The organism is Pseudoalteromonas sp. P1-11 (genome assembly GCF_001399995.1).
Lineage (GTDB): Bacteria > Pseudomonadota > Gammaproteobacteria > Enterobacterales > Alteromonadaceae > Pseudoalteromonas > Pseudoalteromonas atlantica.
Genome location: NZ_LJSP01000012.1, coordinates 88,153 through 100,547 on the forward strand (window position 1 = coordinate 88,153; position 12,395 = coordinate 100,547).

Here is a 12,395-nt window from a genome sequence, read left to right on the forward strand (position 1 = left end):
AAATAGATGAGATGAATGCAGTGGTGTTTTTAATAGGCAGTAAAAAGCCCGCACAATTATTATTGTGCGGGCTTTATAAGTATAAGTTTTATAACTTAAAAGCTAAATTGAGCTGCTAGGCGTACATTTGTGCCTTCGCCCACGGTAACGTTGTTTAAGCCACCGCCGCCTAAGTAGTTTTCGTCTAATAGGTTTTCAATGTTTAAACGAAGGTTTACATCGGTTTTGCTTACTTTAAGTTTGTAAGTTGCACCTACATCTACTCGTGTGTAAGCATCTTTTACTACTGTGTTTGCACTATCGGCAAAGCGCTCACCTTCATAAAATGCACCGGCATTAAATGCAATGGTGTCGTTTAACTCATAGCGAGTCCAAAGTGATGCAGACCATTTAGGAGCATCAGTAGGGCGTTTACCTTGTAGGTCTTCGTCACGCTCAAAATTTGCATCTAAGTACATAGTTGATGCCATAACAAATAAGCGATCGGTAGCTGCACCTTGCGCGCTTAGCTCAAGCCCTTTATGGCGTTGCTCGCCTACTTGGTTTGTTTCAGAGGTAAATTCGCCCACTGGCACTTCAAGTGCTTCGGTTACTAAGGTGCCTTTTTTGCTAATATCAAATACAGCACCGCTTAACATTAGGCGGTCATCAAATAGTTGCCATTTAACACCAATTTCTTTTTGCTCAGAGGTTACAGCATCAAGCTTCATACCGTTGTTGATGTCAGTTTCGCTTACTAATGTATCGCTACCTTGTGGCTCAAAACCTTCTGAGTAGCTAGCATAAATAGTCGCAGAAGGGTTAGGGTGATAAAGCACACCTACTTTTGGTACGAACGACTCGTTATCTGCGCCTTCTCTATTTTGCTCATCGTAACGACCACCTAATGATACTTGCCACTGTGGCGAGAAAGTAATTAAGTCTTGAACGTAAATACCGTAGTAGTCGTATTCAGTTTCGCTAATAGTATCATCTGATTTATAGCTTACTGTCGGGCGGCTTGGCTCGTTTTGGCCTGCAGCAAAATCAAAATACTCTGCTGATGTACGGCGTTGCCCGTAATAGTAATCTAGCGAGTTTGCACCAATTAAAAACTGATGTTGTAAACTACCGGTTTTAAATTCGCCAACAAAATCAATAAATGCGGTTTTAAACTGCCAATCGTCAAAACGGTCGTAAGGGCGTGACTCATAGCTATCGCCTTCTACAAATGTGCTTGGCTTACGAGGTGCAGACTCAAAACGCTGGCGCTCAAATGTTTGCTCGTTGTAACCAAGCTTAACTTGCCAGTGATCGTTTAAGTACACTTCAAAATCTACGCCTAAGTTTTCTACCGTTATGTCGGTAAATGCCCAAGACATATCGCGAATGGTTTTGTCATCGCCAATCACATTAGCGTTGTCATCTATCCATGCACCTGTATCAAGGCCTGCTTCATCGTCTGTGCGGTCGTAATGCACGCGTACTAATGCGTTATCGCTTAAATCGTAATCAACAATTACAGCGCCTAAAAAGCGGTCGCGTTCACGGTTTTCGCCGTTTTGGTATTCGCGCCAGTAATCAACATCTTGTTTTACTAAAATACCGCGTGCACGTAAATCTTCAGCGTCGGTAAGTGCACCAGCCGCGTCTAGCATAAAGCGGGTAGAGCCATGTTGGTCTACATCTGCACTGGCGTTAAATAATGTGGTTGCTGTAGGCTTTTTTGTCACCATGTTTATCAAGCCACCTGGACCTGATTGTCCGTATAAAATACTTGATGGGCCTTTAATAACTTCTACTTGTTGTAGAATTTCAATCGGTTGCTGGTAGTGAGACCAATGTTGGTGTCCGTCACGTAAGTAGCCTGTTGAAGAGCTAAGCTCAAAGCCACGTAAGTTAAATACTTCACGGTTACGTTGTTGAGAGCCGGCAGTTAAACTTGCATCGTTAGTAAGCACTTCGCCAAGTGTGGTTGCTAATTGCTCGCTAATTATTGTATCGCTAATAACAGTGACTGATTGCGCTGTTTCTAACAATGACGCTGATGTTCTCATTGCTCCGTTGGCGTTGTCGACTTTGTAGTCGTTGAAATAGCTGCCTTTAACTTCAATTCGCTCTAAGTCAGTAGGGGCGGCAAAGGCGCTTGTGCTAATGGCACCAATAAGTGCTACGTACAGTGAGTTTAGTTTCATCAATTACATCCAGTGTTAGGGTGTTAAAATTTTTCGAGGATCTTAATGAAAACTAGTATCATTTGCAACTTTTTTATTAACAAGGATTAACGCATCGTAAAATAATGCACATCGGGTATTAATGGTTGCCTAACCTGAATTCTGCTATTATAGAGCCATATTTTGGGGCTAAGCCCTGTGTTGTTTTTATTATTTTGGAATTTATTGTGACTTCTACTGCATTTTCATCTTTGGCTTTACCTGCTGGTTTAGTTGATAATTTATCAACACTTGGCTACTCGCAAATGACGCCTGTACAAGCGCAAAGCCTGCCACCTGTACTTGAAGGTAAAGACATTATTGCACAGGCAAAAACCGGTTCAGGTAAAACTGCTGCTTTTAGTTTAGGTGTGTTAGCTAAATTAAATGTAAAACGTTTTCGTATTCAATCGCTTGTACTTTGTCCAACGCGCGAACTGGCCGAGCAAGTGGCAGTAGAAATGCGTAAACTTGCCCGCGGTATTCACAATATTAAAATATTAACCTTGTGTGGCGGGGTTTCTATTGGCCCACAAATAGGCTCGCTTGAGCATGGCGCGCACATTATTGTGGGTACACCTGGGCGAGTGGACGATCATATTCGCAAAGGTACACTGCGTTTAGACGATGTTGAAACGTTAGTACTTGATGAGGCAGATCAAATGCTTGATATGGGCTTTCAAGATACCCTTGATGCAATTATTGAGTGTATACCGCAAAATCGTCAAACGTTGTTATTTAGTGCTACCTTTCCGCGTGCAATTGAAGCTATTGCAAAGCGCGTATTAAAAAATCCAGAGATGATAAAAGTAGAAGAAGAGCAAGAAAAAAGCACAATAAAGCAATACTTTTACAAAATGGATAACAACAAACAGCGTTACTCAACACTTAAATTATTACTGCTTAAATTTACACCTCAAAGCTGTGTTGTTTTTTGTAATACCAAGGTAGAAACACAACAAGTTTGTGATGATTTAGCAAGTGAAGGCTTTAGCGCAGTGGCGTTGCACGGTGATTTAGAGCAGCGTGATCGCGAACGTACGTTAATTCATTTTGCTAATAAAAGTGCCTCGATATTAGTTGCTACCGATGTTGCCGCGCGAGGCTTAGATATTGACGACATGGATATGGTAATAAATTACCACTTAGCACACGACCCACAAACCCATGTGCACCGTGTAGGGCGTACAGGCCGAGCGGGTAAAAAAGGCATTGCGTGCTCTATTTACGGTGAAGCTGAGCAGTTTAAAGTGGCGCAAATAGGCGACCATTACGAACGAGACTTTTTGCCAGAGCCAATGCCTGCTTTTAGCTTATTAGAAAAGCCGCCTTACAAGCCTGAAATGGTTACCCTAATGATTGACTCGGGCAAAAAGCAAAAAGTGCGCGCTGGTGATATTTTAGGTGCACTTACTGGCAAAGATGGTGTTGCAGGACGCCAAGTAGGTAAAATAAATGTACTCGATAACGTTGCCTTTGTAGCCGTTGAGCGCAACGCATCAAAACCTGCACTACGTAAATTAACCGAGGGCAATATTAAAGGGCGTAAAATTCGTGCCCGTCGCCTTACCCGTTAGTTACGTGTTTTGAGCAGCTAGCTTTAGCTGCTCATACTCGGCTCTTATTTGTCTAAATTTACATGCACTCCCAGTTTGCTTATCGGGATGATGTTTTAATGCCAATTGCCGCCAGCGCTTTTGTAGCATACCCAGGCTAAAGTTTGGCGGTAGTTGCCAAGCCTTAAGTAATGGCTCAATTTGCTCAACTGGTTGCTTAATTAGTGGGTTAAATTGCTGCCAAAAACTATCTAATAATGCCTCTATGTCTTTGGCACTGGTGTCGTAGTTTTCCCAGTTTAAATAGTAACTTTTTAAATGGGATTGCGTTGCTATATTGCTACTTGGCTCTGTAAGTTCAATATGTAATGACGATATAATTAAGTGCTTGGGTAATAGCTGTGTTTGCAGCTCAAATAAAGCATTCATAATTAAAAAATTCTTTTTAAATAAATTTTGCTCAGGGTTTGCATCTAAAGGTGGTAACACCCCTTGTTGAGCGAGCGTTGCAGCTAAGGTATGAACTTTCCAAACACGCTGAGTTAAAAGTAGCTCAAAAATCTCATCAATCAGGGGGTTAAGCATTGTTTGCACTCGTTTTGTTGTGTATCTTCAATAAAGATTACACTGACTAAAGCTAAAGTTTGAAGGAATAATATTATGCAAGGCAAATTGAAGTGCCTTTTATTTGTTTTATGTTGTGTGTTCATACTGCCAAGCTTTGCTCAAAATAGTGTATCTTTATTTGATGAATTTAAAAAAGAGCAGCAGTGGGACGTAAAACTCACGCTCGGTAATGCGCTGCTTGAAGCAAAAAATATTACAGAATCCCAAAAGGTCAGTGTGTATTCTGAGCTTGCCGATTTAGCCTTCTCCTCAGATGATTTTGAAAATGCCCTGCTGTATTTTAAAAAATTAGAACAGCACACCTCCTTAAACTACCTACCAGATATGCACTTTAGAGCCATTAAAATGCAAGGCGTTGTGTTTTATTTTCAGGGGTATTTTCAGCAAGCTATTGTTGAATATAGCCGCGCCATGGTGATTGTTGAAAAAAATAATAAGCAAGTAGAGCTTGCAAACCTACTTAGTAATATTGGTTTAGCGTACTTTGAAATGAATAATATGGAGCTAACGCTCGAATATTATTTAAAAGCAAAAGAGATTTATGAGAAAAAGGGCAGTGCTCAAGACCAAGCTGATATTTTGCTAAATATAGCAGGGGTGTATATAAGGTTATCGCGTTACGAAAGCGCCATTTTATTTTATAAAGAAGTACTTAAAGTTTATCAAAAATTAGCTGATACCAGCGGTATAGCGCAAGTTAACAATAATTTAGGGGTTGCTTACTACGAAAGTTCGCAATTTGATTTAGCGCTGCATTATTACCAAATGGCACTACGCTATTATATTTCTACCAATGATTATAATAAGTTATCTACCCAATATACTAATTTAGCAAACATCAATTTAATTCTTAATAACGTGGATGTTGCCTACGAGCAAGCTAAATTGGGGGTACAAAATGCCCTTAAAATTGCTAATCACAGTTTAGAGCTCAACGCCTTACATGCACTGGCTAAAATACAATTTGTGAGAGGCGAGCTTGCTGATTCGCAAAAAAGCTTAGATAAAGCAACCGATTTGGCCACACAATATAATAGTGTGCGTATAAAGCGCGATGCTTTTGGTACACGCTCGCTCCTAGAGGCAAGCAAAGGCAACTACGCTGAGGCATTAACTCTGCACGAAAAGTTTGTAGCAGAGCAGCGCGGTATAAATAGCGAAACAATTACCAGCGCCTTAGCTGTACTGCAAAATCAATTTAAAGCTACTCAGTTAAATCAAGAAATTCAAAAGCTGAAGCAAGAACGAAAAGTACAAAAGTTAAAAATGAGCCAACGTTCGCAGCTTACGGTTTTTATTTTTGTTTTATTATTTTTAGTAATTGTAACGGGCACCGCGCTTTATCGTCGGGGCGCCGAAAAGCGTGCCAAGCAGTTATTAAAAGAACAAGTTGCGCAGCGTACAGCAGAGCTACAAGCTATTGCCCAAGAGCTACGAGAAGCAAATGATGTTAAAAGCCAGTTTTTGGCAAATATTAGCCATGAAATTAGAACCCCGCTCACCGCTATTTTAGGCCAAACAGATGATTTAATTAATGGTTTGTACGAGCCTGAAAACCTACAAGATGAATTAAAAATAATTCAACGACATAGCGATCACTTAAAAAGTTTAATTAATGACGTACTCGATTTAAGTAAAATAGAAGCAAACAGGTTAGAGCTTAATATTTCGTGCTTTGACATAGTGCAGCTAGTTAGCGATGTACATGCCATGTTTATTACGCAGGCTAAGGCGAAGCATTTACAAATTCGTTTTGATAACCATGTAGGCAATGCGTTTTATACCAAGCTCGATTTAATGCGGGTGAAGCAAATACTCATTAATTTATGTGCTAATGCTGTTAAGTTTACGCAGGCGGGGCAGGTAGTTGTGTCTTTAAACAAAACCGAGCAAGGGCTTGTTTTTATAGTGAAAGACACCGGTATTGGCATGAATTCATCACAGCTAAAACAAATATTTGAATGCTTTAGCCAAGCCGATAACAGTATTAGTCGCCGCTTTGGTGGCACCGGGTTAGGGCTTAGTTTGTCTCAACAGTTAGCCTCTATGATGGGTGGCTACATTAGCGTACAAAGTGAGTTTAAACGCGGAAGTCAGTTTTCGCTGTTTTTACCCTGTATAGAAGTTGAAAAAGAGCTAGATGAGTACGAACATGTAAGCGCCGCTGAACAGGTTAAGCAGTTAACCGGGCGCGTAGTACTGGCTGAGGATCATCCCGACAATCGCAGACTCATAAGTCGTTATTTACGTTCTATGGGGCTTGAAGTTATTGCGGTAGAAAATGGCGAGCAAGCGGTTGAGAAGTGCCTACAAATATACCCAGATTTAGTGCTGCTTGATATACAAATGCCTATTATGGACGGGCGTGCTGCGTTTTCGTTGTTGCAACAGTGCGGCTTTCAAGCGCCTATTTTTGCTTTAACGGCCAATGCAATGAGCCATGAAGTTGATGATTATCTTGCCCTAGGGTTTACAGGGTATTTAGGTAAGCCATTAGATAAAAAAGCGTTTTATAACACCCTTGCCCAGTATTTAGGTGAAGCAAAACAAGAGGCAGCTTATACAGCTAAGATAGACATGAGCGACTTAGTAACAAGTTTTAAGCAAAGCTTCACGTTTGAAAGCGAAACCATAAGTCAGCACCATAATAGTAATGACTTAGAAGCACTACAAAAAGACAGCCATCGTATTTTAGGTGCTGCGCAAATGTTTGCGTTAGACGACATTGCCAAGGCCGCTAAAAATCTCGATATGGCTTTACTCAATAAACAAAGCCAAAGTAAAGAACACATTCAAAAGCTTGTAGATGAATTACAGCGTGTACTTAAAAAATATAACGAGAGTTAATTATACCAATCGTGTTAGGTTATTAGACATTTATAGCGACAGATAAATAGAGTGGTAAGAAGGCATGAATTTTGACACGAAGTTGCACTACATAAGAAATTTATAACGCCATTAACGCTTTATTTAGTATGCTAGAAAGGCTAAATATCTAAGCCGATTGGTATTTCGTTTAAACATAAAAAAAGCGCCCTAGGCGCTTTTTTTATATAACGAAAACGCGCCTATTGGCGTTTCATCGAATCGAAGAATTCATCGTTCGTTTTGCTCATAGAAAGCTTATCAATTAAGAATTCCATTGCATCAATCTCTGACATTTCATGAACAATCTTACGTAAAATCCACAGCTTTTGTAGCTCATCTGGCTTAGTAAGCAGTTCTTCACGACGCGTACCAGAGCGGTTAAAGTCGATGGCAGGGAATACACGCTTTTCAGCAATCTTACGATTTAAGTGTAGTTCCATGTTACCGGTACCTTTAAACTCTTCGTAGATAACTTCATCCATTTTAGAGCCCGTGTCGATAAGTGCTGTGGCTATAATTGTTAAGCTACCGCCTTCTTCAACATTACGTGCAGCACCAAAGAAGCGCTTAGGCTTGTGCAGTGCGTTAGCATCAACACCACCGGTAAGTACTTTACCTGATGAAGGAATAACAGTGTTGTAAGCACGCGCTAAACGGGTGATTGAATCAAGCAAGATAACCACATCTTTTTTGTGCTCAACTAAACGTTTTGCTTTTTCAATAACCATTTCTGCAACTTGTACGTGGCGAGAAGCTGGCTCATCAAACGTTGATGCAATAACTTCACCTTTAACGAGGCGTTGCATCTCGGTTACTTCCTCCGGACGCTCATCAATAAGTAAAACCATTAATGTAACATCTGGGTGATTGTGAGTAATTGATTGTGCAATGTTTTGCAGTAGCATTGTTTTACCCGCTTTAGGCGGTGCTACTAACAAACCACGTTGGCCGCGGCCAATTGGAGATGCTAAATCAAGTACACGAGCGGTAATGTCTTCTTTACTGCCGTTACCGCGTTCCATACGAAAACGTTCGTTTGCATGTAGTGGGGTAAGGTTTTCAAAAAGAATTTTAGTGCGAGAGTTTTCAGGTTTATCGAAGTTAACTTGATTTACTTTTAATAAAGCAAAGTAGCGTTCGCCATCTTTAGGTGGACGAATAAGCCCTGAAATAGAATCGCCAGTACGCATGCTGAAACGGCGAATTTGGCTTGGAGATACATAAATATCATCTGGGCCAGCTAAGTAAGATGCTTCTGATGATCTTAAAAAACCAAAACCATCTTGTAAAATCTCTAGTACACCGCCACCGAAGATGTTCTCTCCGCCTTTGGCGTGTGCTTTAAGAATAGCAAAAATGATATCTTGCTTTCTTAAGCGGGCTACGTTTTCGAGCCCCATGGACTCAGCTAAGTTTACAAGTTCTTTTATAGACTTGTCTTTTAATTCGCGTAAATGCATATTGGTGGGTTCTTTATTACAATTGTCATACTCAAAATCGCTTTGATAGTTGAGTGAGGTTTGTTGAATATAACTAAGGATTAGTTGGCTTTATAAACTAGCAGTTCACTGGCATAGCGTCCAGTCTTTATACAAAATAAACACAAAAAAAGGGCAAAAACGCCCTTTTTTTTAATTTTTACTTAGATATTGTTTTCTAAGAACTCAATAAGTTGAGTTTTAGAAAGCGCACCAACTTTCGTTGCAGCTACTTGGCCGTCTTTAAAAAGAAGCAGAGTAGGAATACCACGAATACCAAATTTAGGCGGTGTACCCGCGTTTTGGTCGATGTTTAATTTAGCAACTGTTACACGGCTTTCGTATTCATCAGCTACTTCATTAAGGATAGGGGCGATCATTTTACAAGGTCCGCACCACTCAGCCCAAAAATCTACTAGTACAGGCTTGTCTGATTGTAATACGTCAGCTTCAAAGCTATCGTCAGTAATTTGGATTATTTTCTCGCTCATTGCGCTCTCCGATTTAGTTAGGCGAAATATTTAGTGCGTATTTAAACACTCTTGTTTCTTATTGCAAGTTTAAACGTTATGCTTAAACGCTATGACTAAGACACATTTGACCGATAAAAAGTTTTCAGACTTTGCTATCGCACCGGAAGTGGTTGCCGGTTTAACCGAAAGTGGGTTTGAATATTGCACACCCATTCAAGCAAAATGCCTACCTTTTATTTGTGACGGACGCGATATCGCGGGCCAAGCACAAACAGGTACGGGCAAAACGTTGGCGTTTTTAACTGCCACGTGCCATCGGTTATTACAATCTAGCAAAGCACCTAGTAAACATCCAAGAGCCCTGATCATGGCCCCGACTCGGGAGCTTGCGATTCAGATACACAAAGATGCTAAAATTTTAGCGCCGCACTGTAATCTTAACTTAGGTTTAGTATATGGTGGCGAAGATTACGAAAAACAACGTGCACAATTAGAAAAAGGCGTTGATATTTTAATTGGTACTACAGGTCGACTAATCGATTTGTACAAGCAAGGCTGTTACACCCTTAATGAAATTGAGGTAGTTGTGCTTGATGAAGCCGATCGTATGTTCGATTTAGGCTTTATAAAAGATATTCGTTACATGTTCCGCCGTATGCCAGATACAGCAGATAGATTAAACCTATTATTTTCTGCCACGCTTTCTTATCGCGTGCAAGAACTTGCCTTTGAACATATGACCAACCCTGAGCACGTTCAAATCGAGCCAGACGTTAAAACAGGTAAGCGAATTAAAGAAGAGCTATTTCATCCTTCTCAAGAAGATAAAATTAAGCTGCTATTAACTTTAATTGAGGAAGAATGGCCAGACAAAGCCATTGTGTTTGCCAATACAAAGCACAGCTGTGAAACAGTGTATGCCTGGTTAAAAGCCGATGGCCACCGAGTAGGTATGCTCACTGGCGATGTAAACCAGAAAAAACGCCAATCTATATTAGCGCAATTCACCAAAGGCGAATTAGACTTTTTAGTGGCAACCGATGTGGCAGCACGTGGGCTACATATCCCTGAGGTAAGTCATGTATTTAACTTTGACCTGCCAGATGATTGTGAAGATTACGTTCACCGTATAGGCCGTACAGGTCGTGCGGGCGCATCAGGTCATGCAATTAGCTTTGCATGTGAGCAGTACGCTTATAACCTGCATGAAATAGAAGAGTATATAGAGCACAGCATTCCTTTATCACATTATGATAAAACCGCATTGCTAGATGATTTAACAAAGCCTACTATTCAAAGAAAGCGCAACTATTCTACAGGCCCACGTAATCGTAGTAATAATAACGGACGTCGCCCAAATAATAGTTACCAAAAAGGACGGTCGTAACTCGGCCGTTACTGTACGTAGTAGTAACTAGAGGTTTTTGAACGGTGGGGCAATTTAAACCGCAAAAAAATGTGTATGCAGTCATTGATTTAGGCTCAAATAGCTTTCATATGCTAATTGCTAAATCAATTGCTGGCGGCCTACAAACTATAGGCCGCGTTAAACGCAAAGTAAGATTAGCCGCAGGGCTTGATAAAGATAACGTATTAAGCACTGAGGCAATGCAGCGAGGCTGGGAGTGCCTTGCACTTTTTGCTGAGCGCCTACAAGACATTCCAAAACAAAATATAACCATAGTAGCAACGGCCACATTACGTCTTGCGACGAATGCCGATGTTTTCAAAGCACAAGCCGAAAAAATCTTAGGCCACACTATTAATGTAATAAGTGGTGAGCTAGAAGCACGCACTATTTATAAAGGCGTAGCACACACTTCATCATGCACTGGCAAGCAGCTAGTTATTGATATTGGTGGTGCAAGTACCGAAGTCGTTATAGGTAAGGGTTTTGAGGCACTGCACTATAAAAGCTTAAATATGGGGTGCGTTACTTATTTAGAACGCTATTTTAAAGATTGCCAATTAAGTGAAGCAAACTTTAACGCTGCCATCAAAGCTGCCCACGAAGTTATTGATGAAATTGCCCCTGAGTATAAACAAGCAGGTTGGCAAATTGCATCGGGTGCTTCTGGCACAGTGCAAGCCATTCAAGAAATAATGGTTGCGCAACACTTAGATGAACTACTCACCCTAGAAAAGCTAAATAAAATAAAAGAGCAATCAATAACGTTTAGCACTATCGCTGCACTAGACTTACCTGGTCTAAGCGAAGAGCGTAGATTAGTTTTTGTATCTGGCCTAGCTATCTTAATTGCGCTATTTGAATCGCTTGAAATTGAAAAAATGGGATTAGCTGGCGGTGCACTTCGCGAAGGTGTGCTTTACAGTATGGTGCCCGAGCTTCATAACAACGACATTCGTAAACGCACCGTTGATGGGTTTATGGACCGTTACCATGTTGATCAAAAGCAAGCTAATCGTGTATCGAGCTTAGTTATTCAACTGGCAGAACAAGTAGGTGAAAGCTGGCCGCTTGTTAGTGAAAATGCGTTGCCGCTTTTAAAAGCCGCAGCACAACTACACGAAATTGGTTTATTAATAGAGTACAAGCAATATCACAAGCACACAGCCTACATTATAGAAAACACCGATATGCCAGGTTTTTCACAATCTGAACATAAAGTGATTGCAGCTGTTGCTAATGCACATCGCTCCGATATTCAAAAAGGCAGCTTCGACGCTCTAGGTGCACATAGTACACTTACCCAATACTTAGTTAGGTTATTAAGAATTGCCGTAATATTATCGATGCGCCGACAAGACGACGTACTTCCTAAAATAGAGTTATCTGTAGAAAAAGACACCTTAGACTTAAAGTTTGCCAATAACTGGTTAAAAGAACACCCTCTTATGGCTAGTGAGCTACAACAAGAGTCTAAATTGCAAAGTAAACTCGGTTGGAAACTCATCGTAAACTAATATAAAAGGCCCGTAAGGGCCTTTTTAGTGTTTAAAGTAACCACTTTGCTTCAATTTCACGCGAACAGTCATTTATTTCAAGTTTTCTTCAAAAAAGGGTTGATCTGTTTTCGGATCTCCCTATAATGCGACCCCACTGAGACGGCAGAGCGCAACGCATAGCGAGGCACGAGCTACTCAGTGAGTCGAGTAAAACTTAGTTTTAAAAACTTTCAAGTTTAACAAAATTAAGTGTTGACAAAAAAATAGGAAAGCGTAAGATGCGCAGCCCTAGCG

The 12,395-nt window shown here is 40.6% G+C and carries 8 protein-coding genes; 4 read left to right on the forward strand and 4 right to left on the reverse strand.

Annotated features, from left to right (window positions below; genetic code table 11):
• Positions 1 to 95: 95 nt before the first annotated feature.
• Positions 96 to 2,174, reverse strand: coding sequence for a TonB-dependent siderophore receptor (locus AN390_RS16530; RefSeq protein WP_055255412.1), 2,079 nt, complete (start codon positions 2,172 to 2,174; stop codon positions 96 to 98).
• A 206-nt stretch (positions 2,175 to 2,380) separates the two neighbouring features.
• Between AN390_RS16530 and dbpA the strand changes: the two genes are divergently transcribed.
• Positions 2,381 to 3,769, forward strand: coding sequence for an ATP-dependent RNA helicase DbpA (dbpA, locus tag AN390_RS16535; RefSeq protein WP_054983733.1), 1,389 nt, complete (start codon positions 2,381 to 2,383; stop codon positions 3,767 to 3,769).
• On the opposite strand, the gene AN390_RS16540 is transcribed toward dbpA, so the two are convergent.
• Positions 3,770 to 4,333, reverse strand: a complete 564-nt coding sequence (locus tag AN390_RS16540; RefSeq protein WP_055255413.1) for a DNA-J related domain-containing protein — start codon at positions 4,331 to 4,333, stop codon at positions 3,770 to 3,772.
• 75 nt (positions 4,334 to 4,408) lie between these two features.
• Here AN390_RS16540 and AN390_RS16545 point away from each other — a divergent pair, with 75 nt between their 5' ends.
• The gene (locus AN390_RS16545) at positions 4,409 to 7,222 is read left to right on the forward strand and encodes a tetratricopeptide repeat protein (RefSeq protein ID WP_055255414.1); all 2,814 of its coding nucleotides are present in this window, start codon (positions 4,409 to 4,411) and stop codon (positions 7,220 to 7,222) included.
• 221 nt (positions 7,223 to 7,443) lie between these two features.
• Here the strand turns inward: AN390_RS16545 and rho are convergent, their stop codons facing one another.
• Positions 7,444 to 8,703 (reverse strand): transcription termination factor Rho, encoded by a 1,260-nt coding sequence (gene rho / locus AN390_RS16550; RefSeq protein WP_055255415.1) that lies wholly within the window; start codon positions 8,701 to 8,703, stop codon positions 7,444 to 7,446.
• Between the two features lie 182 nt (positions 8,704 to 8,885).
• Positions 8,886 to 9,212, reverse strand: coding sequence for a thioredoxin TrxA (gene trxA / locus AN390_RS16555; RefSeq protein WP_004588957.1), 327 nt, complete (start codon positions 9,210 to 9,212; stop codon positions 8,886 to 8,888).
• A gap of 91 nt (positions 9,213 to 9,303) precedes the next feature.
• On the opposite strand from trxA, the gene rhlB reads away from it, so the two are divergent.
• Positions 9,304 to 10,581: an ATP-dependent RNA helicase RhlB gene (gene rhlB / locus AN390_RS16560; RefSeq protein WP_054983731.1), complete on the forward strand. Its 1,278-nt coding sequence runs from the start codon at positions 9,304 to 9,306 to the stop codon at positions 10,579 to 10,581.
• Between the two features lie 44 nt (positions 10,582 to 10,625).
• On the forward strand, positions 10,626 to 12,119 hold the full coding sequence (gene gppA, locus AN390_RS16565; RefSeq protein ID WP_004588955.1) for a guanosine-5'-triphosphate,3'-diphosphate diphosphatase: 1,494 nt from the start codon (positions 10,626 to 10,628) through the stop codon (positions 12,117 to 12,119).
• Positions 12,120 to 12,395: the final 276 nt, after the last annotated feature.